32 protein-coding genes are annotated in these 26,781 nt (G+C 67.3%); 15 read left to right on the top strand and 17 right to left on the bottom strand.

The window, feature by feature from the left end; all coding sequences use genetic code 11:
• Window positions 1-14: 14 nt before the first annotated feature.
• The 9 genes from DWG20_RS05475 to DWG20_RS05435 are packed head-to-tail and all read right to left on the bottom strand — an operon-like array spanning window position 15 to window position 7,896.
• Window positions 15-839, bottom strand: coding sequence for a polysaccharide deacetylase family protein (locus DWG20_RS05475; RefSeq protein WP_115432861.1), 825 nt, complete (start codon window positions 837-839; stop codon window positions 15-17).
• The gene (locus tag DWG20_RS05470) at window positions 836-1,540 is read right to left on the bottom strand and encodes a hypothetical protein (RefSeq protein WP_115432860.1); all 705 of its coding nucleotides are present in this window, start codon (window positions 1,538-1,540) and stop codon (window positions 836-838) included. The genes DWG20_RS05475 and DWG20_RS05470 overlap by 4 nt, the downstream gene beginning before the upstream one ends.
• A complete protein-coding gene (locus DWG20_RS05465; RefSeq protein ID WP_220272019.1) occupies window positions 1,527-3,866 on the bottom strand; it encodes an MMPL family transporter in 2,340 nt (779 codons plus the stop codon). The genes DWG20_RS05470 and DWG20_RS05465 overlap by 14 nt, the downstream gene beginning before the upstream one ends.
• On the bottom strand, window positions 3,863-4,432 hold the full coding sequence (locus tag DWG20_RS05460; RefSeq protein ID WP_115432859.1) for a LolA-related protein: 570 nt from the start codon (window positions 4,430-4,432) through the stop codon (window positions 3,863-3,865). Before DWG20_RS05460 ends, DWG20_RS05465 begins: the two co-directional genes overlap by 4 nt.
• Entirely contained in the window at window positions 4,422-5,330 is a 909-nt protein-coding gene (locus DWG20_RS05455; protein ID WP_245944778.1) for a lysophospholipid acyltransferase family protein, read from the bottom strand. Before DWG20_RS05455 ends, DWG20_RS05460 begins: the two co-directional genes overlap by 11 nt.
• Window positions 5,327-5,641 (bottom strand): ApeI family dehydratase, encoded by a 315-nt coding sequence (locus DWG20_RS05450; protein WP_115432858.1) that lies wholly within the window; start codon window positions 5,639-5,641, stop codon window positions 5,327-5,329. The genes DWG20_RS05455 and DWG20_RS05450 overlap by 4 nt, the downstream gene beginning before the upstream one ends.
• Window positions 5,634-6,983, bottom strand: a complete 1,350-nt coding sequence (locus DWG20_RS05445) for an AMP-binding protein (protein WP_115432857.1) — start codon at window positions 6,981-6,983, stop codon at window positions 5,634-5,636. The genes DWG20_RS05450 and DWG20_RS05445 overlap by 8 nt, the downstream gene beginning before the upstream one ends.
• Window positions 6,983-7,639, bottom strand: a complete 657-nt coding sequence (locus DWG20_RS05440) for a COG4648 family protein (protein WP_115432856.1) — start codon at window positions 7,637-7,639, stop codon at window positions 6,983-6,985. Before DWG20_RS05440 ends, DWG20_RS05445 begins: the two co-directional genes overlap by 1 nt.
• Window positions 7,639-7,896, bottom strand: a complete 258-nt coding sequence (locus DWG20_RS05435; protein WP_115432855.1) for a phosphopantetheine-binding protein — start codon at window positions 7,894-7,896, stop codon at window positions 7,639-7,641. Before DWG20_RS05435 ends, DWG20_RS05440 begins: the two co-directional genes overlap by 1 nt.
• Before the next feature lie 230 nt (window positions 7,897-8,126).
• Between DWG20_RS05435 and DWG20_RS05430 the strand changes: the two genes are divergently transcribed.
• Window positions 8,127-8,930 carry an alpha/beta fold hydrolase gene (locus DWG20_RS05430; RefSeq protein ID WP_181880977.1) on the top strand — a complete coding sequence of 268 codons (804 nt, stop codon included), beginning with the start codon at window positions 8,127-8,129 and terminating at the stop codon, window positions 8,928-8,930.
• A gap of 294 nt (window positions 8,931-9,224) precedes the next feature.
• On the opposite strand, the gene lysA is transcribed toward DWG20_RS05430, so the two are convergent.
• Both lysA and lptM read right to left on the bottom strand, forming a co-directional pair.
• Window positions 9,225-10,472, bottom strand: a complete 1,248-nt coding sequence (gene lysA / locus DWG20_RS05425; protein ID WP_115432853.1) for a diaminopimelate decarboxylase — start codon at window positions 10,470-10,472, stop codon at window positions 9,225-9,227.
• Between the two features lie 9 nt (window positions 10,473-10,481).
• Window positions 10,482-10,631, bottom strand: coding sequence for an LPS translocon maturation chaperone LptM (gene lptM / locus DWG20_RS05420; protein ID WP_115432852.1), 150 nt, complete (start codon window positions 10,629-10,631; stop codon window positions 10,482-10,484).
• Window positions 10,632-10,719: 88 nt separating this feature from the next.
• On the opposite strand from lptM, the gene cyaY reads away from it, so the two are divergent.
• From cyaY to DWG20_RS05380, 8 genes are all read left to right on the top strand, one after another.
• Window positions 10,720-11,037, top strand: a complete 318-nt coding sequence (gene cyaY, locus DWG20_RS05415) for an iron donor protein CyaY (RefSeq protein WP_115432851.1) — start codon at window positions 10,720-10,722, stop codon at window positions 11,035-11,037.
• Window positions 11,037-11,447, top strand: a complete 411-nt coding sequence (locus DWG20_RS05410; RefSeq protein WP_245944777.1) for a YqaA family protein — start codon at window positions 11,037-11,039, stop codon at window positions 11,445-11,447. The genes cyaY and DWG20_RS05410 overlap by 1 nt, the downstream gene beginning before the upstream one ends.
• Before the next feature lie 93 nt (window positions 11,448-11,540).
• On the top strand, window positions 11,541-12,323 hold the full coding sequence (gene rsmA / locus DWG20_RS05405) for a 16S rRNA (adenine(1518)-N(6)/adenine(1519)-N(6))-dimethyltransferase RsmA (RefSeq protein ID WP_115432850.1): 783 nt from the start codon (window positions 11,541-11,543) through the stop codon (window positions 12,321-12,323).
• 119 nt (window positions 12,324-12,442) lie between these two features.
• Window positions 12,443-13,177 carry an amino acid ABC transporter ATP-binding protein gene (locus tag DWG20_RS05400; protein WP_115432849.1) on the top strand — a complete coding sequence of 245 codons (735 nt, stop codon included), beginning with the start codon at window positions 12,443-12,445 and terminating at the stop codon, window positions 13,175-13,177.
• An 84-nt stretch (window positions 13,178-13,261) separates the two neighbouring features.
• Entirely contained in the window at window positions 13,262-14,158 is an 897-nt protein-coding gene (locus DWG20_RS05395; protein WP_115432848.1) for a glutamate/aspartate ABC transporter substrate-binding protein, read from the top strand.
• 114 nt (window positions 14,159-14,272) lie between these two features.
• Window positions 14,273-15,019, top strand: a complete 747-nt coding sequence (locus DWG20_RS05390; protein WP_115432847.1) for an amino acid ABC transporter permease — start codon at window positions 14,273-14,275, stop codon at window positions 15,017-15,019.
• Window positions 15,016-15,690 carry an ABC transporter permease subunit gene (locus DWG20_RS05385; protein ID WP_115432846.1) on the top strand — a complete coding sequence of 225 codons (675 nt, stop codon included), beginning with the start codon at window positions 15,016-15,018 and terminating at the stop codon, window positions 15,688-15,690. The genes DWG20_RS05390 and DWG20_RS05385 overlap by 4 nt, the downstream gene beginning before the upstream one ends.
• Window positions 15,691-15,695: 5 nt before the next feature.
• Entirely contained in the window at window positions 15,696-16,424 is a 729-nt protein-coding gene (locus DWG20_RS05380; protein ID WP_115434735.1) for an amino acid ABC transporter ATP-binding protein, read from the top strand.
• 96 nt (window positions 16,425-16,520) lie between these two features.
• On the opposite strand, the gene thpR is transcribed toward DWG20_RS05380, so the two are convergent.
• The 3 genes from thpR to DWG20_RS05365 are packed head-to-tail and all read right to left on the bottom strand — an operon-like array spanning window position 16,521 to window position 19,324.
• Window positions 16,521-17,081, bottom strand: a complete 561-nt coding sequence (gene thpR, locus DWG20_RS05375) for an RNA 2',3'-cyclic phosphodiesterase (protein ID WP_115432845.1) — start codon at window positions 17,079-17,081, stop codon at window positions 16,521-16,523.
• A 44-nt stretch (window positions 17,082-17,125) separates the two neighbouring features.
• On the bottom strand, window positions 17,126-18,262 hold the full coding sequence (locus tag DWG20_RS05370; RefSeq protein WP_115432844.1) for a PilT/PilU family type 4a pilus ATPase: 1,137 nt from the start codon (window positions 18,260-18,262) through the stop codon (window positions 17,126-17,128).
• A 24-nt stretch (window positions 18,263-18,286) separates the two neighbouring features.
• Complete coding sequence (locus DWG20_RS05365; protein WP_115432843.1) at window positions 18,287-19,324, bottom strand: type IV pilus twitching motility protein PilT; 1,038 nt, start codon at window positions 19,322-19,324, stop codon at window positions 18,287-18,289.
• Window positions 19,325-19,484: 160 nt separating this feature from the next.
• Here DWG20_RS05365 and DWG20_RS05360 point away from each other — a divergent pair, with 160 nt between their 5' ends.
• The 6 genes from DWG20_RS05360 (at window position 19,485) to aroG (ending at window position 23,888) form a co-directional block, all read left to right on the top strand.
• Window positions 19,485-20,183: a YggS family pyridoxal phosphate-dependent enzyme gene (locus tag DWG20_RS05360; protein ID WP_115432842.1), complete on the top strand. Its 699-nt coding sequence runs from the start codon at window positions 19,485-19,487 to the stop codon at window positions 20,181-20,183.
• 20 nt (window positions 20,184-20,203) lie between these two features.
• Entirely contained in the window at window positions 20,204-21,007 is an 804-nt protein-coding gene (proC, locus tag DWG20_RS05355) for a pyrroline-5-carboxylate reductase (RefSeq protein WP_115432841.1), read from the top strand.
• A gap of 1 nt (window position 21,008) precedes the next feature.
• The gene (locus tag DWG20_RS05350) at window positions 21,009-21,593 is read left to right on the top strand and encodes a YggT family protein (protein ID WP_115432840.1); all 585 of its coding nucleotides are present in this window, start codon (window positions 21,009-21,011) and stop codon (window positions 21,591-21,593) included.
• Window positions 21,594-21,728: 135 nt separating this feature from the next.
• Window positions 21,729-22,034, top strand: coding sequence for a c-type cytochrome (locus tag DWG20_RS05345; RefSeq protein ID WP_115432839.1), 306 nt, complete (start codon window positions 21,729-21,731; stop codon window positions 22,032-22,034).
• 179 nt (window positions 22,035-22,213) lie between these two features.
• Entirely contained in the window at window positions 22,214-22,630 is a 417-nt protein-coding gene (dksA, locus tag DWG20_RS05340; RefSeq protein WP_115432838.1) for an RNA polymerase-binding protein DksA, read from the top strand.
• Between the two features lie 196 nt (window positions 22,631-22,826).
• Window positions 22,827-23,888: a 3-deoxy-7-phosphoheptulonate synthase AroG gene (aroG, locus tag DWG20_RS05335; RefSeq protein ID WP_115432837.1), complete on the top strand. Its 1,062-nt coding sequence runs from the start codon at window positions 22,827-22,829 to the stop codon at window positions 23,886-23,888.
• A 71-nt stretch (window positions 23,889-23,959) separates the two neighbouring features.
• On the opposite strand, the gene DWG20_RS05330 is transcribed toward aroG, so the two are convergent.
• From DWG20_RS05330 to moaE, 3 genes are all read right to left on the bottom strand, one after another.
• Complete coding sequence (locus DWG20_RS05330; RefSeq protein WP_115432836.1) at window positions 23,960-25,642, bottom strand: bifunctional metallophosphatase/5'-nucleotidase; 1,683 nt, start codon at window positions 25,640-25,642, stop codon at window positions 23,960-23,962.
• A gap of 86 nt (window positions 25,643-25,728) precedes the next feature.
• Entirely contained in the window at window positions 25,729-26,310 is a 582-nt protein-coding gene (gene mobA / locus DWG20_RS05325) for a molybdenum cofactor guanylyltransferase MobA (RefSeq protein WP_115432835.1), read from the bottom strand.
• Complete coding sequence (gene moaE, locus DWG20_RS05320; RefSeq protein WP_115432834.1) at window positions 26,310-26,780, bottom strand: molybdopterin synthase catalytic subunit MoaE; 471 nt, start codon at window positions 26,778-26,780, stop codon at window positions 26,310-26,312. The genes mobA and moaE overlap by 1 nt, the downstream gene beginning before the upstream one ends.
• Window position 26,781: the final 1 nt, after the last annotated feature.

The following is a 26,781-nucleotide window of genomic DNA, read 5'->3' as shown; positions in this document are numbered from 1 at the left end:
GGCTCTTCCTTCCATCAAGATTGAATACGGTTAGCGGCGCCGTCCAGCGCTTCGGCCAGCGTCACGGTGTTGAGGCCCTGGCGGCGAATCGCGTCGAGCAGGCCGGGCAGCACGTCGAGAATCACCGGCTGCCCCGACAGGGTGCGCGCCGCATGGGCATCGTGCAGCAGCAGGATGTCGCCGCCGGCCAGGTCGCGGCTCAGGATGGCCAGCACGCGCGCCGGGTCGCGCTGACGGGTGTCGAAGGCGCGCCGCGTCCAGCTCGCCAACGTGAGATCGCGGCGGTGCAGCACCGGTTCGAGAAAGGGGTTGCGCAGGCCGGCCGGCGCGCGGAAAAAGCGCGGCTTCACCCCGGTGATCTCGGCCAACGTCTGCTGGGCGGCGTCCACCTCGCGCGCGAGCGCCCGCGGGCCGCGCAGCGAGAAGCTGTGGTGATGATGCTGGCTGTGGTTTTCCACCGCGTGGCCGCGCGCGACGATCTCGCGGCACAGCGCCGGGTAGCGCCGCGCCTGTTGGCCGATGCAGAAGAAGGTCGCGCGCGCGCCGGCTTGGTCGAGCAGGTCGAGCACGCGCGGGGTGGCCTCGGGGTCGGGGCCGTCGTCGATGGTGACCGCCACCTCGGAGCGTGCGGCGGCGGCCTCGGGCAGGCGCGTCCAGTTCGGGCCTAGCAGGCGGCTCCTCGGCCACAAGCCGGCCGCGGTCAAGAGCGCGTGGTCGGCCACTAGCGAGCCCAGCCACCACGGCCAGGCGCCGGGTTGCCACAGCAAGGCGCCCGCCGCGCCGGCGTGCAAAGCCAGCGAGGCGGCGATCAGCGGCGTCGGTCGCCAGGTCTTGTTCATCGATTGCCCTCGTTATCGCTAAAGTTCACCCTCTCCAGCCACAATGTCCAGAGCGCGCGCCAGGCGGGCCAGTCGTGCTCCCCAGACAGCTTGAAACAGCGCTCGGCCGGCCAGCAGGTCTCGGCCAACGTCTGGCTCGAATAAAAACGGTCTTCGCGGGCCAGGCCCAGGCTCAGCGGCAGCCGCTGTGCGCCGCCCTCGGCCAACCAGCGCCAGACGCGCTTTTCCAGCTCGCGCGCGTCCCGGCACGCGGTCTGCGCCGCCGCCCAGGCGGCCGGCGAGCCGGCCTCGCCGATCTCTTTCTCCAGCGCGCGGGTGCCCAGATAGGGCGCCATCGCCAGCGCGCTTTCGACCCCGCCGGGCGCTTCGGCCAGATGGGCCAGCATCAGCAAGGCGCCCAGCGAAATGCCCGCCAGCCAGATCCGCGCAAAGCGCGCCCGCCATGGCGCGAGTGCGGCCTCCAGCCGCGCCAGCGCCACGCCCTGGGTCACCGCGAGCGGGTCGATGGGCAACAGCAACAGAGCCGCCTGCGGATGGCGCTCTCGCAGTTCGGTGGCGAAACCCCGCTCGACGAGGTCCTGCGGCCGGCCGTAGGCGCCCGGCAGCAGCACCACGAGCGGGCTGTCGGGGCGAGGCTCGGCGGCGGCGAAGAACAGCGCCTCGTCCGCCGGCGGCGGCAGCGGCCAGTCAGGCGGGCTCATGGCGATCCAGCATCACGGAGAACAACAAGGCCAGGAGCGCGCCCGGCCCGGCCGTCCCGCCCAGCGCGGCGAGCACCGGCACGCTGGAGAAGGCCAGCAGGCCGAAACCGGCCAGCGCGGTGGCGTTGGCCACCAGCAGCGAGAGCAGCAGGCTCGGCGTACGCTCGCTGCCGACAAAGAACAGCGCGTAGTTCGAGCCGATCGCCACCAGCAGCAAGAGGCCGACCAGATGCAAGAGGCTGAGCGCCACGCCCGCCAGCACATGGCCGGCGACGACCACCAGCCCCGCCGCCAAGAGCGGCAGCAGCACGCGCAGCAGCCGCGCCGGCGAACGCAGCACCAGCGCCAGCAGCAGCACGATGGCCAGCATGCCCCAGGCCACCAGCTCGAGCGCCTCGTCCAGATAGGCAGCGTACAGCCGGTTGGACGCGGTTTTCAGGTCCACCAGACGCACCGGCTGGCCGGCCAGCGCCTTGTCGAGCGCGGCGGCGTCGATGCCGCTCTGAGGCGCGCGCAGCGGCAGCAGCGCCAGGCTCTGGCCGGGACGGTCGATCAGCAGGCCGTCGAGCAGCAGGGCCAGCGACGTGCCCTTGTAACTCGCCGGCGTGAGCAAGGGGGCGCGGCGCGCGGCGTCCACCGCCGCGACAAAGGGCTCGAGACGCGCCGGCTGGATCGGCAGGCCGACCAGCGCCGCCTGCAGGCGGGCGCGCAGGGTGGCGGCATCGGGCAGGCTGGCGCGGCGGGCCTCTTGGGTGGCGCGGCTAGGCAGGTAGCGGCTCGGGCTCTCGTAACCGGCCAGCAGCCCCTGCGCCACCAGGCCGTCCAGCCGGGGCGTCAATCGTTCGGCCTGGCGCAGCACCGCTTCTCGATCCGGCCCGCCGAGCACGGCCAGGTAGCGCACATCCGGAGCGCCAAGGTCGGCGCGCAAGGCGGCGTCGAGCGCCTGCTGCTGAGCCGGCACCGGGCTGAGCGCGGCCAGATCGCGGTTCCAGAGGTTCTCGTGATTCCAAAGCAGAATCGCCAACGCCGATAGCGCGAGTAGCGGCACCAAGAGGCGCAAGCGGCGCAAGGGACGCAGCACCACGCTTTCCAGACGCTCGCCGAGCGTGCTCAGGTCGCGCACGGCAAAGCCGCTCGGCAACAACAGCGGCAGCACGAAACGGGTCACCCCCGCGGCCACCACGAGGCCGGCGATCGAATACAGGCCGAGTTGGGCCAGGCCGGGAAAGCCGGAAAACAGCAGCGCGGCGAAACCGCACACCGAGGTCATCACGCCGAGCCGGACGGTCGGCCAGAAACGTCGCCGCCACTCGCCGTCTCCCGCCGCGCCGGCCGAGCCGGACTGGATGAACAGATAGATCGAATAGTCGACCGCCTCGCCGATCAGCGTGATGCCGAAGCCCAGCGTGATGCCGTGCACCACGCCGAAGCCCAGACTCACCGCGACCACGCCGGCCAGCGCGCCGCTCGCCACCGGCACGAGGCCCAAGAGCAGCGCGCGCGCCGAGCGGTAAACCGCCCACAACAGGCCGACGATGATCAGCGTGCCGAGCAGCGAAAAGCGCATCGCCTCGTCGCGGATGCGCTCGCGCGCCTCCACGCCGAACACGCCGGGGCCGGACAGCAGCAGGCGGCTCTCGGCCAACGCCGGATAGCGCCCGGCGAGCGACGCGCGGGTTGCGCCGAAATCGTCCCGCAACAGTCCGATCGCCGCCTCCTGCGCGTCGGTGTCCGATCCGGCGGCGCGGGTGTAGACCATCAAGAGCGCGCGCTTTCCGTCGCGCGACGCCCACACGCCTTCGTTGAGCGATGCGCTCTCCTGGCTGGCCAGCACCTCGAACAGTTGCAGCGTTTCGCCGCTCGGGTCGGCCGGCAGCAGCGTCTTCAGCCAAGCGCCGGAAGGCAGCGCCAGCGCGGCGATACTGTCGCCGATCGCGGCGTTGAGCCCGGCTTCGGAAAAGCGCGCCGGTGTCACCGCGGGGCTCAGCAGATAGCGCGAGCCGAACAGCAAGGCCCGCTCGCGCTCGAAGCTGCCGGCCTCGCCGTTGCTGACCGCGGCAAATTCGGCACGGGCGCGCAGCCTTGAGGCCAGACCTTGCGACAGCGCTGCGCGCGCCTCGCCGCTGCTCCCCTCGATGCCGACCAGCATCAGCCGCGACACCGTGCCGTCCTTGAGCTGGTCGACCAGGATCTGCTGTTCGGCGCTCGGTGCCGCCGGCAGGAAGGCCGACATGTCGGCGCTGAAACGGGCGCGCGCCAGCAGCAGCGCGCCGACCACCAGCGCGAGCAGCCACAGCCCGATGATCAGCGTGCGCTGCGATTTCACTGTGCTGCCTTGTCGATGCTCATCACCGAACGGTCGCCGTCGGTCTGGACGATCTCGATCTGGCGCAGATCGGTGCGCGCCCCGTTGATGCGCACCCGGCTGACCTTGGCGAGCATCTTGTTCGACAGCGGGGTGAGCTGCAGCGTCCAGCGCTCGAAGCGGCCGTCCAGCTCGGTGCGGTAGGCCGTTTCCAGTGCGCGGCGATCGCCGGCCAGCGTCGCGCGGATGCTGTCGATGAAGGCGGCCGCCTCAGGGTAGTCCTGCAGCTTCAGCACGTGGCGGCGATTGCCGCGCTCGACGGTGAGCGTGCCGCCGTCGAGCAGCAGCGCCTCGGCCTTCGGCTGCAGCGTGCGTTTTTCCAGACGGCCGGGAGCCGCGTAGGCCAGCTCGCCGGACGATTCCAGCGGCTTGTCGATGAGGCCGATGTACTGTTTCTCGGTAAAGGTGGCGCGCGCCGACCGGGTCTGCGCCAGTTGGACTAGCAGTTGGTTAAGGTCGAACTCGGCCGCCTGGCCCACCAGCGGCAGCAGCAGTAGGACGGCCAGGAAACGCAGTTTAGTCAGCATGGTCAGCCCAGAAATCGTAGAAATTGAACCAGTTGTACGGCGCCGCGCGGCATTGTTGTTCGAGCCGCGCCACGTAGTCGGACAGCGCCGCCTGCACCACCGCCTCGCGAGAGCCGCGCTCCAGCGCGGCAAAATCGGCGAGCTCGGAAAAGTGCAGACGGTAGCGGTTGCCGCCCAGATAGAGTCCGCACATGAACAGCACCGGGCGGCGCATCAGCGCGGCCAGCCGCAGCGGCCCGAGCGGGAATGCCGCGTCGCCGCCGAGCAAGGGTCGGCGCGCCATCGCTTCCTGGCGCGGGCTGCGGTCGCCGAGCATGCCGACCAGGTCGCCGGCTTCCAGCCTGGCTTGGACCGCCAGCATCGAATCGAGTTGGCCGAGCGGCACGATCGTACTCTGCAAGGCCGGGTTGATCGCGGCGAGCGCGGCATGGATCTGCCGAGCGTTGTCCGGGTACATCACCAGCGTCACGCGCAGCCCGGAATACCAGCGCCCGGCGGCGCGCAACGCCTCGAAACTGCCCAGGTGGGAGCCGAGCAGGAACACGCCGTCGCCGCGCGCCATCGCCGCCTCGACCAGCTCGCGCCCTTCGATCTCGATCTCGAACAGCTCGTCGCGGTCGTTCAGCAGGTAGAGCCGGTCGAGCACGGTAGCCGCGAAGCTGAAGAAATGCCGCCAGCGCTCGACGAGGCGCGGCGGGCGGCCGAACAGCCGGGTCAGATAATCGCGCGAGGCCGCGCCGGCCTGGCCGGCGAACAGCAGGAAATACAGCGTGATCGGGTAGAGCAAGAGACGCGCCGGCGCGCGCCCGAGGCGCAGCGCCAGATGGCGCATCACGGACAGCCAGAAGGTCGAACCGCGCTCGGTGCGACTCGCCCACTCGGCGTCAGCCGCTTTCACGCCGACACCCCGAAGCGCACTTCGCACTGCGCGACGGTCTGCCCGGCCGCGTCACTCAGCGTGCAGCGCCAGCCGCCCGCCCGCCCAGGCGTGGCGTAGAGTTGCAGTACGCTGCCCGGCCCGATTGGCGCGAGGAATTTACCGGAGACCAGTTGCAGCGCGCCGGGTTCCAGTGCCAGCGCTTCTTCGAGCGCCAGCACGACAAGGTCGAGCAGCGCGGCGCCGGGCAGGATAGGCCGCGCCGGGAAATGGCCGGGAAAGGCCGGATGATCGGCCGGAATGGCAAGCGTCAGCGTCAGGCTGTCAGTCATCGGTAGCAGGCTCGTGCAAGGCGGCGCGCAGCGCGGTCAGCGGCAGCTTGCCGGTGGTATTGCGCGGCAGCGCCGCCGCGAATTTCAGCGGGCGCGGCAGGAAGGCCGCGTCGATACGTTGGCGCAGCGCCGCCAGCAGCGTCGTGCGCGTAAGTTTAGGCGCGACCACCAGCGCGGCGAGGCGCACCACGGCGCCCGCGCTCTCTTCCTCGGGCAGGAAGAACACGCCGTCCGCCACGCCGGGGATCGCCAACAGTTGCTGGGTGAGATAGGCGAGCGAGCTGCGCTTGCCGGCGACGTTGACCAGGTCGGCGGTGCGTCCGAGCAGGCGGAAGCGCCGCGCACCGTACAGTTCCACCCGGTCGTTGAGCGGCTGGGCCTGCCACACATGGCCGCCATGGGCGACGGCGCGCTCGGCTCCGTCCGGCCGCAGCTCGACCCCCGGCATGCACTCCCACTCTTCGGTCAAAGCACTGCGCCGGGTGGCCAGCTGGCCGGTTTCGGTGCAGCCGTAGATTTCCAGCAGCGGCGCCCCGAAATGGCCCTCCAACTGGCCGGCGAGTTCTCCCGACAGCGGCGCGGTCGCGCTGGTGAGCAGCGTCAGCTCCGGCACCGCCAGACCGCTCTCTAGCAGCGTGCGCAGGTGAAAGGGCGTGGAGACCAGCACGCGCGGCGCCGGCAGGCCGGCCAGCGCGGCCTGGACGTCGGCCGGATAGAAGGGGCGCTCGTCGCTGAGCAGACCGCCGCCCAGCAGCGGCAGCAGCAGCGTCGATTCCAGCCCGTACATATGCTGGGCCGGCACCGTGCCGAGCAGCGCGAAACCGGACGCCAGCCCGAGGCTCTCCATGCCGGCGCGGGTGGTTTCCACCAGCGCGCCCCAATACTTGTCGTGCCCCTGGGGACGCCCGGTGGAGCCCGAGGTGAAGACCCGGGCGATCCGCTGCCCGGCCGGCAGGCTCGGCGGCGGCCAGTGGCGGGCGCCCGGAGCGGCCAAGAGGCTCTCGTCGATCAGCAGCGTGGGTAGCGCGATGCCGCCGTCCGGCCGGTCGCTCAGGCAGCCGAGCGCCGGGTAATCCGCGGCGAGCTGGTGAATGGTTTCCGGGCTGTGCGAGGCCGGCAGCAGGCAGAGCTTGCCGCGCAGCGCGCAGGCGTAGAGCACCACCGCGAACAGGTAGCGGTTCTGGCAGGCGTTGAGCAGCGCGTCACGCTCGGGCAGTCGCTCGGCCAACTCGGCCACATCGGCGAGGAAGCGGCCGGCGCTGCGCTCCCGGCCGGCAAAGCGCGCCAGCGGCCGGGCCGCGTCGTCGTGCGCGATCAGCGGGTAGAGGATAGCTGTTTCCATCAGGATTCTCGGCCAACGTCGGCCGAGCCGCCGCGGTTGAGGAGGCGGTAGGCGCGGAAGGTGTCGGTAAAGCGCAGCTGGTCGCGCCATTGCGGCAGCGCCTTCAGGCGCAGCGCGAATTCGACGACGAACATCAGCCCGGTGAGCGGGAAGACCAGCAGATTGCTGAAGAACGACCAGGTCGTAAGCGTCGCCGTGAAAAACAGCAGCGTCGATACCGAGGTCATCGCCACGAAGAACAGTGTCCAGGCCTGCGTCACTCTACGGGTGTAGCGGGTGAGCGCCGCGTCCAGTTCACCGTGGATCAGCCTCGCGATCTGGCTGCACAGCGGCGTTTGGCCGGGCAGCAGCGTACGCCCGAACATCAGCGCCAGCGCGAACTGGGTACCGGCGTCCTGCAGGAAATACAGCCACGGGAAGTGCCCGGTGAACCAGGCTAGCCGCATCCAGACCAGCGCGGCGGCCAGCAGCGGCACGGCCAGCGCCAGGCGCCGCCGCCCGGCGGCCAGACAGAGCAGGACCAGCGCGGCGAGCGGCGGCACGAGGGCCAGCAGCACGCCGAGCAGCGCTTGCTGTTCGGGGGCGCCCAGCACCCAGTGCGAGAGCCCCAGGTAGCCGGCGAAGCCCCCCGCCAGCACGGGCACACGCCAGTTCATCAGCAGGTGCGGTGGGCGGCGATATGCGCGGACAGGTTGGCCAGCGACGCGAAGATGCGCACATTGTCTTCGCTGTCCGAGCGCAGCTGGAAGCCGTAGCGCTTGGACACCACCAGCGCGATTTCGAGAATGTCGATCGAGTCGAGCCCCAGGCCCTCGCCGTAGAGTGGCGCGGCCGGGTCGATTTGTGCCGCGGCCGTTTCCAGATTCAGGGCCTCGACGATCAGGCCGGCCACTTCCAGTTCAAGTTCAGACATCACGCTTGCTCCAAAAAACGAACGCCGCCGAACCCGCTCGGCGGCAAAACCGTTGATTTTAAGAGATTTAACGGTATTCAAGCAATGCACGCGGCGGCAAGCCCGGCAGCGCGTTGCGGTCGCCGAGGCGAAGGCCCCGGGCGCGGCGACTTCCCGCGCCGGCCAGGCCGGCTGCGCGCCCGATGCGGAGCTTTGCTATATCGGGAAGACGTCGCCACCGAGGACATGCCATGCCACTGGCCCGTCTCGCCCCGCTGCTGTTCGCCATTCTCGTCCTGAGCGGATGCTACGGGCGGCTGCAAAGGCCGATCCCGAGCAGTCACTACAGCGGCCAGGCCGCCGAGCGCAGCGACACGCTGTTGGTGATGCTGCCCGGCATTCGCGACCGAATGGGCGACTTCGACCGCGAGGGTTTCATCGGCGTGCTCAGGCGGCATGCGATCCAGGCCGACGTGATCAGCGTCGCCAGCCATGCCGGCTATTACTTCAGCGGCGAACTGGTCGAACGCCTCCACGATGACATCGTTCTTCCTGCGCGCAGCCAGGGTTACCGGAGTATCTGGCTGGTCGGCATTTCGATGGGCGGCATGGGCTGCATGCTGTATGCACGCGAGCATCCGCAGCAACTGAGCGGCATCGTGCTGATCGCCCCGTTTCTGGGGCGCGACGACCAGCTGCAGGCATTGCGCGAACGGGGACTGCAGGACTGGCTGGCGAGCCCGCCACCGCTGCTCTCTATCGACCGGGGAAGCCGCGAAGCGTGGCAATGGATCGCCTACCGTGCCGGCAGCGCTCAACCGGCCCTCTACCTCGCCTACGGCAGGCAGGACCGCTACGCGGCCGACTATCGATTGCTCGCGCGGATCGGCACCCCCACGCTGGTGATCGACCGGGACGGCGAGCACGACTGGGCCACCTGGCGGCATCTGTGGCGCAGCTTGCTGCAAGGCCCGCTCGGACAAGTCCTCGGCAGCCAGCAGGTCTCTCCTCCCGTGCTCACGCCCGGTACGCGGCAGGCGGCGGCTCTTGAATAATGGCGGAAAGCGGGTTTTGCGGGCATTCGACAAGGCGGCCGTCGCGCTTGGCCGGCGGGAGCCATCGGCGCTGCCGCCGCTGAAAAGCAAAACGCCCCGGTTTGCCGGGGCGTTTTCTGTCTTGCGCTGCCGTTTCACGTGAAACGCTGGGCTACCGCTCCATCATCAGGTAGGCCTGATCGCCGAGCCCGGACAAGGTATAGCCGACGCTCCGGTACAGGCCTCGGCCAACCTTCAGCGTGCACCTTGCACGCGGCGCGGCGCGGGTCGATGAGGCGGATGGAGAGGGGAACCTCAGTCCGCCAGCAGTTCGCGTTCGTTCGCGAGCAGCTCGTCCAGCGTCTCGCGGCGGCGGATCAGGCGCGTCTGGCCGTTTTCGACCAGCACCTCGGCGGCGCGCGAACGCGTGTTGTAGTTGCTCGACATCGTCGAGCCGTAAGCGCCGGCCGACAGCACCGCCAACAGGTCGCCCTGCTCGATCGCTAGGTCGCGGTTCTTGCCGAGGAAGTCGCTGGACTCGCAGATCGGGCCGACCACGTCGACCGTCAGCGTGGCCACGCCGGCCTTCTGTTCGACCGGCACGATGCCGTGGTAGGCGTCGTACAGCGACGGGCGCATCAGGTCGTTCATCGCCGCGTCGACCACCGCGAAGTGCTTCTGTTCGCCGAGCTTCAGGTACTCGATCCGGGTCAGGAGCACGCCGGCGTTGCCGACCAGCGAGCGGCCCGGTTCCATGACCAGCTTGAGCTTGCGGCCGGCGAGGCGCTCGGCGACCTTCGCCGCGTAGGCGGCGATGTCGGGCGGCGTCTCGTCGGTGTAGCGGATGCCGAGGCCGCCGCCGATGTCGACGTGTTCGAGCACGATGCCGTCGGAGGCGAGCTCGTCGATCAGCGCCAACAGCCGGTCGAGCGCGTCGATGAGCGGCGTGACGTCGGTCAGCTGCGAGCCGATGTGGCAGTCGATGCCGACCACCTTCAGGTGAGCGAGCGAGGCCGCCGCGTGGTAGGTCGCGCGCGCCTGGTCGAAGGCGATGCCGAACTTGTTGTCCTTCAGGCCCGTCGAGATATAAGGATGGGTCTTGGCGTCGACGTCCGGATTCACGCGCAGGCTGACCGGCGCGACCTTGTTAAGGCGCCCGGCGACGGCGTCAAGGCGCGCCAGCTCGTTCACCGATTCGACGTTGAAGCAGTGGATGCCGGCCGTCAGCGCCATCTCGATCTCGGCTTCCGACTTGCCGACGCCGGAGAACACCACCTTGTCGGCCGGGCTGCCGGCGGCGAGCACGCGCGCGAGTTCGCCGCCCGACACGATGTCGAAGCCGGCGCCGAGCCGCGCGAAGTGCTGCAGGATCGACAGGTTGGAGTTCGCCTTCACGGCAAAGCAGATCAGCGGGTCGAGGCTGGCGAACGACGCGCGGTAGTCCTCGAACGCGGCGGTCAGCGCGGCCTCGGAGTACACGTAGCAAGGGGTGCCGAACTCGGCGGCGATTTTTGTCAGCGGCACGCCGTCGACGGCGAGGGTCTGGTTCTGGTAGTCGATCATCTTGTGTACTTATTTAGCTTCCGAGGCCTGCACCTTAGCTGCGGGTGCCTGCTGGGATGGGGACTTGGCCGGTTTCGCGTCGGGCAGATAGAGCGGGCCCTTGTAGCCGCAGCCGGCAAGGAGCAGCGACGAGAGCGCGAGGGCGAGCACGGTACGCATACGGGTCGGCCTTGTGTGGCAAAATGTCGATAGTAGCAAAGCCTGTTAACAGCGCCCACCCGAGGGCGCCGCGTGTGGATAAAACACCATGAACGAAAGCGAATTCCTCGACCTGACCGACGCGCTGCTCGAGCGCATCGAAAACGCCATCGACGACGCCGGCCTAGACGCCGACTTCGTCCGCAACGGCGGCGTGCTGGAGATCGCCTTCGATTCCGGCGCCAAGATCGTCGTCAACCGCCACGCGCCGAACCAGGAAATGTGGATCGCCGCCAAGAGCGGCGGCTTCCACTACGCGCTCAAGGGCGGCGAGTGGACCAGTGCGCGCGACGGCAGCGAGTTTTACGCGACGCTGTCGCGCGTCGTCAGCGAAGCGGCCGGCGAGCCGTTCGCGCTTCAAGCCTGATGGACCTCGCCGCAGGCTGGTCGCTCGCCGGCGTCGCCGCGTCGGCCTTCCTGTCGGCGACCATCGTGCCGGGCAACTCCGAGATCGCGCTCACGGCTTTCCTCTACAAGTGGCCCGACTGGCTGTGGCCGGCGCTCTTTATTGCGACGGTAGCCAACAGCGTGGGCAGCGCCACCAGCCTGTGGCTGGGCAGACTGGCGCCGCGCAAGGAGTTGTCGCCGCGCGTGGTGCGCGGGTTCGACCGCTTCGGCCCGGCGGCGCTCGTCGCGGCCTGGGTGCCCTTCGTCGGCGACGCGTTGCCGCTGGCGGCCGGCTGGCTGCGCCTGCCCGTCCTGCCCTGCCTCGCGTGGATCTGTGTCGGCAAGTTCCTGCGCTACGCGGCGATCGGGCTGGCGATGCGTTTTGTCTGACGCCGACAGCCCTCCGCCCATTCATGCCCTAGCCGGTGAGTGCCTTCACCCTGAGCTAAAGTCTTAAAGACAAAGATCACCCAGAGAAGCCGAATGTCCAGAAGTCACATCCCCCGCAAGCGTTTCGGCCAGAACTTCCTGCAAGACAACCGCGTGATCGAGGACATCGTCAACGCGATCCGTCCGCTGCCCGGCGAGACGGTGATCGAGATCGGCCCGGGCCTGGGCGCGCTGACGCGCCCGCTGCTCGAGCGGCTCGGCCACCTGCACGTCGCCGAGATCGACCGCGACATCATCGCGCGGCTGAAAAAGGAGTTCCCGCCGGAAAAGCTGACCATCCACGAGGGCGACGCCCTCGCCTTCGACTTCGGCACCGTCGGGCCGAAGATGAAGATCGTCGGCAACCTGCCGTACAACATCTCGACGCCGCTGCTGTTCCATCTGGCCGAATACTCGAGCCAGGTCGACGAGATGCACTTCATGCTGCAAAAGGAAGTCGTCGACCGCATGGTCGCCGAGCCGGGCACCACCGACTACGGCCGGCTGACGGTGATGCTGCAGGTGCGCTTCCACATGGAAAACGTGCTCGACGTACCGCCGGACGCGTTCTGGCCGCCGCCCAAGGTCGATTCGGCGGTGGTGCGCATGATCCCGCAGACGGGCGCACACGGCGACGTCGCCGACATGGCCGTGCTCGAAAGCCTGGTCGGCAAGGCCTTCGCCCAGCGCCGCAAGACCTTGCGCAACAATCTCAAGGGCGTGGTCGGCGACGACACCTTGGCCGAGCTCGGCATCGACCCGACGCTGCGGCCCGAGGCGCTGGCGGTGGCCGACTACGTGCGGCTCGCCAACCACCTGGCTGCGCAGGCCGGATAAATAACGCGGCTACAGGTAACTCCCAGTTGTCGTGACTCAAGCTCGCGCCCAGACTTAAGATCAGGCTGGGCGGATTCGTGCCAGATACCGCTGGCACTTTTGTTTTCAGGGCGCCATCCATGATCCGATTCAACGGCGTGCACAAGTGGTTCAAGGACCTGCATGTGCTCAACGACATCGAGCTCGAAATCAAGGCCGGCGAAGTCGTCGTCGTCTGCGGGCCGTCGGGTTCGGGCAAGTCGACGCTGATCCGCACCGTCAACCAGCTCGAAACCATCGACAAGGGCGAGATCTGGGTCGACGGAGTGAACGTCGCCGACCCGAAGTCCGACCTCAACGCCTTGCGCGCCGAGGTCGGCTTCGTGTTCCAGCACTTCAACCTCTACCCGCACCTGTCGGTCATCGAGAACATCACGCTGTCGCCGATCCAGGTGAAGAAGATGGACAAGGCCGCCGCCGAGGCACGCGCCGTCCAGCTCCTGGAGCGCGTCGACCTCGCGCACAAGAAAGACGCATTTCCGGCGCAGTTGTCGGGCGGCCAGCAACAGCGCGTCGCGATCGCGCGCGGTCTCGCGATGGACCCGCGCGTGATGCTGTTCGACGAGCCGACCTCGGCGCTCGACCCGGAAATGATCGGCGAAGTCTTGAAGGTGATGAAGGATCTGGCGCTGTCGGGCATGACGATGATGGTGGTCACCCACGAAATGGGCTTCGCGCGCGAAGTGGCCGACCGCGTCGTGTTTATCGACCAAGGCCGGATCCTCGAATCGGCCGCGCCGGCGGACTTTTTCGGCGCGCCGCAGACCGAACGCGCCCAGCAGTTTCTCAAGCAGGTTCTGACCCCGATGCGCTAGAAAGAAAAAAAGCGGCCACGGGGTGTTTCAACGCTGATTCCAGCGACACAGGCACGACGTTGCAAGACAACAAAGGAGAAAAGCATGCGTTTTCACAAGAAACTGATCGCTACCGCCCTGATGGGCGGCCTCATCGCCGCCCCCGCTTTTGCCGAAGGCACGCTCGACAAGGTCAAGCAGTCCGGCACGATTACCCTCGGCCACCGCGACGCGTCGATCCCCTTCTCCTACCTCGACAACGACCAGAAGCCGGTCGGCTACTCGATGGACATCGCGAACAAAGTCGTCGACAAGCTGAAAAAAGACCTGAAACTGCCGAAGCTGCAGGTCAGGTACAACCTGGTGACGTCGCAGACGCGCATCCCGCTGGTGCAGAACGGCACGGTCGACCTCGAGTGCGGCTCGACGACCAACAACGTCGAGCGCCAGAAGCAGGTCGACTTCTCGGTCGGCATCTTCGAGATCGGCACGCGCCTGTTGACGAAGAAGACGTCGGGCGTGAAGGACTTCCCCGACCTGAAGGGCAAGAACGTCGTGACCACCGCCGGCACCACGTCCGAGCGGCTGATCAAGGCGATGAACGCCGACAAGAACCTCGGCATGAACATCATCAGCGCCAAGGACCACGGCGAATCGTTCCTGATGCTCGAATCGGGCCGCGCGGTCGCGTTCATGATGGACGACGCGCTCTTGGCCGGCGAGATGGCTAAGGCCAAGAACCCGGCCGAGTGGGTGGTGACCGGCAAGCCGCAGTCGTTCGAAGTCTATGGCTGCATGATGCGCAAGGGCGACCCGGCGTTCAAGAAGGCGGTCGACGACGCGATCGTCGCGCTCTACAAGTCCGGCGAGATCAACAAGATCTACAAGAGATGGTTCCAGAGCCCGGTGCCGCCCAAGGGGCTGAACCTGAACTTCCCGATGTCGGCCGAGCTCAAGAAGCTGATCCAGAACCCGACCGACAAGTCGGCCGAGCAGATGTAAGGTACGCGGCGGGCCCAGGTTGAAAGACCGCCCCGCCGCCTTGTCGTCCCGATCCGGCCTGCCCCGGCGGCCGGGTGCGGGGAGCGATCGCGACCCTACGCTTGGGAGGATCACATGAATTACCACTGGGACTGGGGCGTCTTCTTCAAGTCCACTGGGATCGGTCAGGAAATCTACCTCGACTGGTTCGTCGCGGGCCTCGGCTGGACCGTCGCCGTCGCGCTGGTCGCCTGGATCATCGCGCTGGCGCTGGGCTCGGTACTCGGCGTGATGCGCACCGTGCCGAACAGGCTCGTGGCGCGCATCGCGACGATCTACGTCGAACTCTTCCGTAACGTGCCGCTTCTGGTGCAGCTCTTCGTCTGGTACTTCCTGGTGCCCGACCTGTTGCCCGAGCGCGCGCAGATCTGGTTCAAGCAGGACCTGAACCCGGCCGTGTCGGCCTATCTGTCGGTCGTGGTGTGCCTCGCGCTGTTCACCGCCGCGCGCGTGTGCGAACAGGTGCGCACCGGCATCCAGGCGCTGCCGCGCGGGCAGACCCATGCGGCGCTGGCGATGGGCTTCTCGCTGACCCAGATCTACCGTCACGTGCTGCTGCCTCAGGCCTTCCGCATCATCATCCCGCCGCTCACCTCCGAGTTCCTGAACATCTTCAAGAATTCGTCGGTGGCGTCGCTGATCGGCCTGATGGAACTGCTCGCGCAGACCAAGCAGACCGCCGAGTTCACCGCCAACCTGTTCGAGGCGTTCACGCTGGCGACGGCGATCTACTTCGTGCTGAACATGAGCCTGATGAAGGGCATGGCCTGGGTCGAGAAGCGCGTCAGCGTGCCCGGCCTCATCGGCAGCGGAGGCAAATGATGGCGTTCGACTTCTCCCAGATCGGCCCGTCGCTGCCCGGCCTCGCCGACGGCATGTGGCTGACGCTGAAACTGCTGGCGCTCGCGGTGGCCGGCGGCGTCGCGATCGGCACCGTGCTCGCGCTTGCGCGGCTGTCGAGCCATCGCTTGCTGTCGGGGTTCGCGAAGGGCTACGTGAACATCTTCCGCTCGGTGCCGCTGCTCTTGGTGATCACCTGGTTCTATTTCGCGGTGCCGTTCGTGTTGCGCTGGATCACTGGCAGCGACACGCCGGTCGGCGCGTTCACGTCTTGTCTGGTGGCCTTCATGCTGTTCGAGGCGGCGTACTACAGCGAGATCGTGCGCGCCGGCATCCAGTCGATCACGCGCGGCCAGATCAGCGCCGCCTACGCGCTCGGCATGAGCTATGGCCAGGCGATGCGCCTCGTCGTGCTGCCGCAGGCCTTCCGCAAGATGACGCCTTTGCTCCTGCAGCAGAGCATCATCCTGTTCCAGGATACCTCGCTGGTGTACGCGGTGGGCCTGATGGACTTTCTCAACACCGCCCGCTCCAAGGGCGACATCGTCGGCCTGCCGCATGAATTCCTGCTGTTCGCCGGCCTCGTGTACTTCCTCATCAGCTTCGGCGCTTCGAGCCTGGTGAAGCGTTTACAGCAAAGGTTGACCGTATGAACCCGATGATCTCGATCGACAACGTCAGCAAGTGGTACGGCGACTTCCAGGTGCTGACCGACTGCAGTACCGCGGTGAACAAGGGCGATGTCGTCGTCGTGTGCGGGCCGTCCGGCTCGGGCAAGTCCACGCTGATCAAGTGCGTGAACGCGCTCGAGCCGTTCCAGAAGGGCGCGATCAGCGTCGACGGCATCTCGGTCGGCGACCCGAAGACCGACCTGCCCAAGTTGCGCGCACGGATCGGCATGGTGTTCCAGAACTTCGAGCTGTTTCCGCATCTGACGATCACCGACAACCTGACCATCGCGCAGATGAAGGTGCTCGGCCGCGGCGCCGACGAGGCGCGCGACAAGGGCATGAAGCTGCTCGAGCGCGTCGGCCTCACGGCGCAGGCGGCCAAGTATCCGGGCCAGCTGTCCGGCGGCCAGCAGCAGCGCGTCGCGATCGCGCGCGCGCTGGCGATGGACCCGATCGCGATGCTGTTCGACGAGCCGACCAGCGCGCTCGACCCGGAGATGATCAACGAGGTGCTCGACGTGATGACGCAGCTTGCGCACGAGGGCATGACGATGATGTGCGTGACGCACGAGATGGGCTTCGCGCGCCGCGTCGCCGACCGCGTGATCTTCATGGACCGCGGCCAGATCATCGAGGACTGCAGCAAGGATGACTTCTTCGGCGCGCCGCGCGGCGAACGCGCGCAGCAGTTCCTGTCGAAGATACTGCAGCATTGAGCCGGGCCGCATCCGGTTTCACGTGAAACCGGTTCGCCCTTGCTTTACGCCAACGCCCCGCTTGCGGGGCGTTGTTTGCGCGCGGCCGAGCTCGGCTCAGCCCAAGGGCGGGGCTTCGGGCTTGGAACGCGCCCGCTTCTTGCGACCGGAGAGCGGCCAGCGCGCGAGCGTGCGGTAGGCCACCTGGCCTGTCGGCCCGGCTTCGGAGGCGACCAGCGCCAGGTGGTCGAGCGGATAGACGATGGCGCCCGGTGCGAGCGGCGGCAGGTGTGACGCACGGCGCGCGAGCGTGATGTGCGGCTTGTAGCGGCGCGTGTCGGACTCGACGCCGAGCTCGGCCAGGCCTTGGCGCAGCTCGGCGACCAGCCCGGTGAGGGCCTTGGGCGTGCGCTCCGGCGCCGCCCATACGATGCCGTTGTTCCAGTGGCCGAACTTCGTCAGCCGCATCCGCGTCGGGACACAACGTTGGCCGAGCCTGGCGCCGAGCGCTTCGAGCGCCGGCAACACCGCCTCGTCGACGTCGCCGAGGAAGGCGAGCGTCAGGTGCAGCGCGTCGTCGCGGATGGGGCGCGTGCCGTGTGGCCACGGGCCGATGGCGTGTTGCGCCAGCGCGGCGCGGGCGGCGTTGTCGGGCCAGACGGCGAAGAAGAGGCGCATGGCGAGTCCAGCAAGAAAACGCCCCGCCAGAGCGGGGCGAAGCGTCACAGGATGTCGAGGTGGTCGATGCCGTCGAGCGGGTCGCGCGCGCGGCCGGCCTCGCTGTAGAGCTTGATCTTCAGCCTGAGGTCGTTCACCGAGTCGGCATTCTTCAGCGCGTCCTCGTAGCCGATCAGGCCTTCCTCGAACAGGTCGAACAGCGCCTGGTCGAAGGTCTGCATGCCGCCCTCGCGCGAACGGCCCATCACCTCCTTCAGGCCGGCGATCTCGCCCTTGAAGATCATGTCGGCGACCAGCGGGCTGTTCAGCAGGATCTCTACCGCCGCGACACGGCCGCGCGCGCCGCGCTTGGGGACCAGCCGTTGCGAGATGATGGAACGCATGTTCAGCGACAGGTCCATCAGCACCTGCTGGTGACGCTCCTCGGGGAAGAAGTTCAGGATGCGGTCGAGCGCCTGGTTGGCGTTGTTCGCGTGCAGCGTCGCCAGGCACAGGTGGCCGGTCTCGGCGAACTGCAGCGCGTAGCCCATCGTCTCGCTGTCGCGGATCTCGCCCATCAGGATCACGTCGGGCGCCTGCCTGAGCGTGTTCTTCAGCGCGACGTTCCAGCCGTCGGTGTCGACGCCGATCTCACGCTGCGTGACGATGCTCTTCTTGTGCGCGTGCACGAACTCGATCGGGTCCTCGATGGTGATGATGTGGTCGGCGGCGTTGCTGTTGCGCCAGTCGACCATCGCCGCGAGCGACGTCGACTTGCCCGAACCGGTGCCGCCGACGAAGATCACCAGCCCGCGCTTGATCATCCCGATGTCCTTGAGCACCTCGGGCAGGCCGAGGCCGTCGACGGTCGGGATCTCGGTGTTGATCTTACGCAGCACCATGCCGACGCGGCCCTGCTCCTGGTAGGCGCTGACGCGGAAACGGCCGACGCCGGGCGGGCTGATCGCGAAGTTCGCCTCGCGCGTCGCCTCGAATTCCTCGGTCTGCCTGTCGTTCATCACCGCGCGCACCAGTTCCTTCGAATGCTGCGCCGACAAGACCTGCTGCGACACCGGCGTGATCTTGCCGTCTATCTTCATCGCGGCCGGGAAGTCGGCGGCGATGAACACGTCGGACGCGTTCTTGCCTGTAGCGTGCTTGAGGATGTCGTGGATGAAGCGCGACGCCTGATCCTTTTCCATGTTGATCCTTTCTTATCCGGCGTCTTAGAACAGGTCTTTGTTGGACGCTTTCTGGCGCGCCTCGCTGACCGACACCAGGTTGCGCCGCACCAGTTCGGTCAGGCACTGGTCGAGCGTCTGCATGCCGTGCTGCTGGCCGGTCTGCAGCATCGAGTTGATCTGCGCGATCTTGTTCTCGCGGATCAGGTTGCGCACCGCCGCCGTGCCGATCAGGATCTCGTGCGCCGCGACGCGGCCCGTCTCGTCGCGCGTCTTCAACAGGCTCTGCGAGATCACCGCGCGTAGGCTTTCGGACAGCATCGAGCGCACCATTTCCTTTTCGCCCGCCGGGAACACGTCGACGATACGGTCGACGGTCTTGGCGGCACTGCTGGTGTGCAGCGTGCCGAACACCAGGTGGCCGGTCTCGGCGGCGGTCAGCGCGAGGCGGATGGTGTCGAGGTCGCGCAATTCGCCGACCAGGATCACGTCCGGATCCTCGCGCAGCGCGCTTTTCAGCGCGTTGGCGAAGCTGTGCGTCTGCTGGCCGAGCTCGCGCTGGTTGATCAGGCACTTGCGGCTCTCGTGCACGAACTCGATCGGGTCCTCGATGGTGAGGATGTGCGAATACTGGTTCTCGTTGACGTAGTCGACCATCGCCGCCAGCGTGGTCGACTTGCCCGAACCGGTCGGGCCGGTCACCAGCACCAGGCCGCGCGAGTAGCTGGCGATGTCCTGGAAGATGCGTGGCGCCGCCAGGTCCTCGAGCGTCAAGACCTTGGACGGGATCACGCGGAACACCGCGCCCATGCCGCGGTTCTGCACGAAGGCGTTCACGCGAAAGCGCGCGATGCCGGGCAATTCGAATGAGAAGTCGCATTCGTACTGATCTTCGAAGATCTTGCGCTGGTAGTCGTTCATGATGTCGTACACCATGTCGTGCACGTCGGGGTGCGCCAGCGGCGGCAGGTTGATGCGGCGCACGTCGCCGTTGACGCGGATCATCGGCGGCAGGCCGGCCGACAGGTGCAGGTCCGAGGCCTTGTTCTTGACGGTGAACGCCAAGAGGTCGGAAATTTCCATTTATAATTCTCCCCATCCGTGAGCGCGGGCCCCCGGTTGGATGCCGGCGGCTTAATAATTACATTGGGATTGTAAAGCTTAGCCCTGCGCGCTGGATACGTGCCGTCCCGGCGATTGCCCTTACTGTTGCAGCGATGCGCCTGCCGCACAAGGATCGTTCATGAGTCTTTCCATTGCCGACGCGCTCGCGTCGGTCCAGCAACGCCTCGATGCCGCCACCGCCGCCACGCGCCGCCCGGCCGGTTCGGTCGCGCTCTTGGCGGTCAGCAAGACCTTTCCCGCCGACGCCGTGCGCGCCGCCCACGCGGCCGGCGTGACCGCGTTCGGCGAAAACTACGTGCAGGAACTGGTTGAAAAGACCACGACGTTGGCCGAGCTGCCGCTCGAATGGCATTTCATCGGCCCCTTGCAGTCGAACAAGACGCGGCCGGTGGCCGAGCGCGCCGACTGGGTGCACACCGTCGACCGGCTGAAGATTGCCGAGCGGCTGTCGGCGCAGCGTCCGGCCGCCCTGCCGCCGCTGAACGTCTGCGTGCAGGTCAACGTGTCGGGCGAGGCGACGAAGAGCGGCGTCGCGCTCGAAGACGCGCCGGCGCTCGCGCGCGCCGTCGCGGCGTTACCGAGTCTGAAACTGCGCGGCCTGATGTGCATTCCCGAGCCGACCGAAGACACGGCAAGGTTGGCCGAGCAGTTCGCCGCGCTGCGCCGGCTGCTCGAAACACTCAACGCCGAGGGGCTGGCGCTCGACACCTTGTCGATGGGCATGTCGGCCGACCTCGAACTGGCGATTGCCGAAGGCGCGACCCTGGTGCGCGTCGGCAGCGCGATATTCGGCGCGCGCGTCTACGGCGCGCCGTAAGCCTGAACGAAGGAAGAACAATGAAGATCACGTTTATCGGTGGCGGCAACATGGCCGGCGCCATCCTCGCCGGCCTCGCCCGTCAGGGCGGCCATGTATTGCAGGTGGTCGAGCTGGACGCGGCCAAGCGCGAGCAACTCGCGCGCGACTACGGCGTGGCCGCGTTCGGCGCGGCACCGGCGTTCGCCGCCGACGAGGTGGTGGTGCTGGCGGTCAAGCCGCAGCAATTGAAAGCCGTTTGCGAAGGCTTGGCCGAGCGTTTGAACGGCGCGCTGGTGCTGTCGATCGCCGCCGGCGTGCGAGTCGACGCGCTGTCGCGCTGGCTCGGCGGCCACGCGCGCATCGTGCGCATCATGCCGAACACGCCGGCGATGGTCGGTCGTGGCGTGTCGGGCATTTACGCACCACAAGGATTGGCCGAGGCCGACGCGCAAACGGCGGCGACGGTGATGCAGGCGGTCGGCGACGTGGTGAGCCTACCGTCCGAGACCGGCATCGACGACATCACCGCGGTGTCGGGCAGCGGTCCGGCCTACGTGTTCTACTTCATCGAGGCGATGATAGCCGGCGCGGTCAAGCAGGGCTTCGACGCGGCGACCGCGCGCGCGCTGGTGCTTGGCACCTTCGACGGCGCGGTAGAGCTGGCGCGCCAGAGTCCGCTCGACGTGGCCACGCTGCGCCAGAACGTCACCTCCAAGGGCGGCACCACCGAACGCGCGATCGCGCGCTTCGAACAGGAGGGCGTGAAGGCGGCGATCGCCGCCGGCATGGATGACTGCCGCGCCCGCTCGATCGAGCTCGGCCAACTGTTGAGCCAGGACTGACATGATCTACCAGACGCTGCAATTTTTGATCCGTACGGTGTTCGAGCTGTTCGCGCTGGTGCTGCTGCTGCGCTTCTACCTGCAGGTGGCGCGCGCGCCGTTCAACCACCCGCTCGCGCAGTTCTCGATGGCGCTGACCAATTTCCTGGTGCTCAAGGCGCGCCGCGTGATCCCGAGCGTGAAGAGCTACGACGCCGCGACGCTCGGCATCGCCTGGGTCGTGCTCTTGATCGCCAACGTGGCCTCGCTCTTGCTCAACGCGGTGATGGCGTACGACCTCGTCGCGCCGCAAACCTGGCTCGCGCTCGGGCTGTTGGCGGTGCTCGACCTGTTCCGGCTGTCGCTCTATCTATTGATGGGCGCGGTGCTGGTGCAGGCGGTGCTGTCGTGGGTGAATCCGTACAACCCGCTGACGCCGATTCTCGATGCGCTGACGCGGCCGTATCTGAAGCCGTTCCGCCGCGCGCAGGTCGGCGGCGTCGACCTGTCGCCGCTGATCCTGCTGTTGATCATCCAGGTGATCCTGTCGGCGCCCTTGCCCTATCTCGAGTGGGGCTTGTTGTCGCAGCTCAAGCCGGCCTTGTAGCGGTACCGCTACGATACCGTGGCGCGGCGGCCCTCCGTGTCCAGACGGATGCGCAGCCGTGGCGAAAAAGCGCATAATCGACTCGGTTTGCTTAAGGCCCCATGCGGCCGCCGTGATAACTAGGAGACTCGCCCAATGAAAAAAGCCCTGATCGCCGCCATCGTGCTCGGAACGCTCGCCAGCCCGGCCTTCGCCAACCTGCAGATGGCGCAGAAATACGGTTGCACCGCCTGTCACGACGTCGGCACGAAGAAGATCGGCCCGGCGTTCAAGGACATCGCCAAGAAGTACGCCGGCGACAAGAGTGCCGAGACCAAGCTGACCGCCAAGGTCAAGAAGGGTGGCTCGGGCGTGTGGGGCACGATGCCGATGCCGCCGCAGGCGCAGGTCAACGACGCCGACCTGAAAACCCTGGTCAAATGGGTGCTCGCGACCAAATAAGCGCGGCACGAAGGAAAAGGCGGCGGCAGCCGCCTTTTTTATTGAGAAAAAAGCGCGATACGCTATATTGACGGGTTAAGAAGACGCCATGCTGCGCGCAATCCCAACATGGTTGCATATTCATCTGGGCCTAGGTACTCTTCTGACCCTGTTCGCCCACTTAAGTTGGAAGCACTCTTATGGCCAAGCTGACCGAACAAGACATCCTGAACTGGAATGGCGGCGAAGACGACTACATGAACGCCGACCACCTGGAGTTCTTCAAGGAGCTGCTGCTGCAACTGCAGCAGGAGTTGCTCAACAACGCCAACGCCACCGCGAGCCACCTCCAGGAGCAGGAAGCTACCCCTGATCCGGCCGACCGCGCGACGCTGGAAGAAGAATACGCGCTCGAACTGCGCACCCGCGACCGCGAGCGCAAGCTGTTGCAGAAGATCCAGTCGTCGCTGCGCAACATCGAGGACGGTTCCTACGGCTTCTGCGAGGACACCGGCGAGGCGATCGGCCTGAAACGCCTGCTGGCCCGCCCGACCGCCACGCTGTCGGTCGAAGCGCAGGAGCGCCGCGAGCGCATGAAGCGCCAGTACGCCGACTGATTTCACGCCACCGCAGCCGAGCACGACGCGCCGCACCCATTGAGGGCCGGCGCGTTGTCTTTTCCCCCCGCTGCCAAGCCGCCGCCAGGCCTTGCCGAACGGGGTCCGTATCTGCCCGACAGGGCTTGTCGCTGTGCGCAAAATGCGGGTAGTCTTGTTGCCAGGCAACAACACTTTCAAGCATCGAGGCTTTCCCATGCAACGACAGACCGACGACGTCAGAATAAGAGAGATCAAGGAGCTGCTTCCGCCGATCGCCCACCTCTACGAGCTCCCGATTTCCGAAGTCGCCTCCGAACTGATCTACAACACCCGCCGCGAGATCGCCGCCCTCTTGCGCGGCGAGGACGACCGGCTTCTGGTGATTGTCGGCCCCTGTTCGATCCACGACCCGTCCGCTGCGATCGAGTACGCCGAGAAGCTGTCCGCGCTGCGCCAGAAGCACGCGCGCGAGCTTCTCGTCGTGATGCGCGTCTACTTCGAAAAACCGCGCACCACCGTCGGCTGGAAAGGCCTGATCAACGACCCGCATCTGGACGAGAGCTACGACATCAACGCCGGTCTCAGGATCGCGCGCCGCCTATTGCTGTCGGTGAACAATATGGGGATGCCGGCCGCGACCGAATTCCTCGACACGATGACGCCGCAGTACGTTGCCGACCTGATCTCGTGGGGCGCGATCGGCGCGCGCACCACCGAGAGCCAGGTGCACCGCGAACTGGCGTCCGGCCTGTCCTGTCCGGTCGGCTTCAAGAACGGCACCGACGGCAACCTCAGGATCGCCGTCGACGCGATCCGCGCCGCCAGCCAGCCGCACCACTTCCTGTCGGTGACCAAGTCCGGCCACTCGGCGATCGTGTCGACCGGCGGCAACGCCGACTGCCACGTGATCCTGCGCGGCGGCAAGGAGCCGAACTACTCGGCCGACCATGTGCGCGCCGCCGCCGCCGAGCTCGCCGCGGTCGGCCTGCCGCAGAAGCTGATGGTCGACTTCAGCCACGCGAACAGCCGCAAGGACTACAAGCGCCAGATGGAAGTGGCCGAGGACATCGCAGGCCAGCTCGCCGCCGGCGACACCCACCTCTTCGGCGTGATGGTCGAAAGCCACCTGGTCGAAGGCCGCCAGGACCTCAAGCCCGGCTGCCAGCTCAGCTACGGCCAGAGCATCACCGACGCTTGCATCGGCTGGAGCGACACCGAAGACATGCTCGCTACCTTGGCCGACGCCGTATCGGCGCGCCGCGCGAAGGCGCAGTAAGCGTCGTTACCGCCGCACAGCAAAAAAGCCGCGACCGAGGTCGCGGCTTTTTCATGGCTGACTGACGCGGCTTACGGCAAGGCCGTGATGCGGTTCAGTACCGGCACCGCCAGTTTGGGGTTGGCCTTCAGGTAGTCTTCGAGCGCGTCGATGTCGACCTTGCCGCCGGTGCGGTTCGTGCCCTTGGGCAGCACGGTCAGGCCATCTCCGCCGCTGGCCATGAAGCTGTTGACCGTGACGCGGTAGGACTTGGCCGCATCGATAGACGTGCCGTTCAGCGTGATCGACGCCATGTCGACCTTCTGGCCGTATGGCGCCGACTTACTGTAGGCGTACGCAAAGCCCGTGGACACCGGCAGGATGCGCGTCCTCGTCGGGTCGGCCCATTGCAGTTCGAGCAGTTCGTCGAGTTGTGCGCCGGTCAGCGTCAGCGTCATCAGCGTGTTGGCGAACGGCTGGACGGTGAAGATCTGGCTGTAAGTCACGTTACCGCCCGCTTCGGGCGTCAGCTCGGCGCGCACGCCGCCCGGGTTCATGAACGCGGCCTCGGCACCGTTGCCGAGCGTCGACGCCAGCATCGCGTCGGCGATCACCGCGCCCATCGTGGTTTCGCCGGCCGCGCTCGGTATGCGCGTCAGCGGGCCGGCGAGTGAGCCGCTTAGCCGGTTGGCGATCGGTGCGACCAAGGCGCGCCACGCGTCGACGAGCTGCGTCAGCACGCTGTCGGGCTGGCCGGTGGTCAGCACCGGGCGGTTGACCGCCTTGACCGAGGCCGGCTGCACGTCGCGCGTTTTCGGATCGAGCTTGAAGTCGATCTCGGTAAACATCTGGCCGTAGTTCCTGGCGCTGGTCACGCGGCGGCCGTCGATCACGCAGTTGTACGCCTGGTGCGTGTGGCCGCTGACGACCATGTCGACCGCCTTGTCGAAGCCCTTGACGATATCGACGATGGCGCCGGAGATGCCTTTGCACTCGTCGTATGTGCCGGTTTGCAGCCCGCCTTCGTGCACGACGACGACGATCGCCTCGACACCCTGCTTCTTCAGTTCGGGCACCAGCTTGTTGACGGTGGCCGCCTCGTCCTTGAAGCTCAGCCCCTTGATTCCATCCGGCGTGACCACCTCCGGCGTGCCCTTCAGCGTCATGCCGATGACGGCGACCGGGATGCCGCCGAATTTCCTGATCTCGTAAGCCGGGAAGATGGGCTTGCCGTCGGCCTTCTCGACGTTGGCGGCGAGGAACTTGAACTTGGCGCCGTCGAAGCGGCCGGTGCGTTTGCAGCTGGTGTCCGTGCTGCCGGCCTTGCAGCCGCCGTTCTGCATGCGCAGCAGCTCTTCCTGGCCGTCGTCGAACTCGTGGTTGCCGACCGCGTTGATGTCGAGGCCCAGCGCGTTCATCGCTTCCACGGCCGGTTCGTCGTGGAACAGGCCGGAGATCAGCGGGCTCGCGCCGATGAGGTCGCCTGCCGAGACGACGATGCTGTTGGCCACCTGCGCGCGGCTCGCCTTGATCGCGGCGGACAGGTAGTCGACGCCGCCGGCGCTCACGCTGGCAGTCTTGCTGGGGTCGGCTGGGTCGGGCACGGACAGCTTGCTGCCGGGCGTTTCGAGGGTGCCGTGGAAATCGTTGATCGCGATCAGGCGGACCGGCACCGGCGGCGTGCCGGGTGCGGATGTGGCGGGGGCCTTGCCGTCGCTGAGACAGGCTGTCAGCGACAGCGCAGCCAGCGAGGCGGCGAGAAGCGAGCGTTGCATGTAAGGGTTCTCCCTAGTAAGGAGGACCCAGCTTATAGAACGCTCATGACGTTGGTCTTATCGGCGTATGTCAGCTAGACGACTAGTCACAAACGGCTTTGCCATTGCCGCAGCGATTCGGGGCTGTTCAGATTCGGAAACGGCGCGGGGAAGAACGCCTCGCGCAGCGCGAGGCTGGCCAGCCAGTCGCGCAGCCGTCGGTTGTCGCCCAAGAGGAATTCGTCGAGCGGCGCGCGTACGCGACGGTTCACGAGCAGCAGCGCCGGGTGCATCGATTCAGCGTCGCACGCGCACACCGCGTCGGCGTGGTCGGCCTCGGCGAACAGGCGCTCGGCAAAGTCGGCCGGCAACGCGACCACGTCGCACGGCACGACCAATAACCAGTTCTCAGAAAGCGCGGCCAGCCCTTCGGCGATGCCGGCGAGCGGCCCCTGGAAGCCCGAGCGCGAGTCGGCAAGCACCGGGTGACCGAAGGCACGGTAGACGTCGAGGTTGCGGTTGGCCGAGATCAGGCACGAGGCGGGCGGTGCGGTCTGCGCGGCGAGCGCGGCCAGCGTGTGTTCGACGAAGGGTTTGCCGTCGAGCCGCTGCAGGCCCTTGTCCTCGCCGCCGAAGCGGCGCGCGCTGCCGCCGGCAAGCACCAGCGCCTGGTACGGCGCCGGTGTCATCAGCTTTCCTCGCCGGTCCAGCGTCCGGCGGCGGCCTCGTCGCTGGCCTTCGCTTCGACCCAGTGCGCGGTGCCGTCGCGGCCGATCTCCTTCTTCCAGAACGGCGCGCGCGTCTTCAGATAATCCATCAGGTATTCGGCGGCGGCGAACGCATCGCGGCGGTGGCTCGCGGCGACGACGACCAGCACGATCGCGTCGCCCAGCGCCAGCCGGCCGACGCGGTGAACGACGGTGGCGGCCGACAGCGGCCAGCGCGCGCGCGCGTCGTCGACGATCGCCATCAACGCCTTTTCGGTCATGCCCGGGTAGTGTTCGAGCTCGAGCGCGGCGACGCCGGTCGTGTCGCCATAGTCGCGCACCAGGCCGGTGAAGCTGACCAGCGCGCCGACGGCCGGGTCCGCCGACAGGCGTGCCAGTTCCGCGCCGGCGTCGAAGGCTTTGGTCTGGACCGCGACGGTGTAGCGTTCCATC

Origin of the sequence: Crenobacter cavernae, from assembly GCF_003355495.1 — a bacterium.
In the GTDB taxonomy this organism is placed as follows: domain Bacteria; phylum Pseudomonadota; class Gammaproteobacteria; order Burkholderiales; family Chromobacteriaceae; genus Crenobacter; species Crenobacter cavernae.
This window is presented reverse-complemented; position numbering and strand designations above follow the sequence as displayed.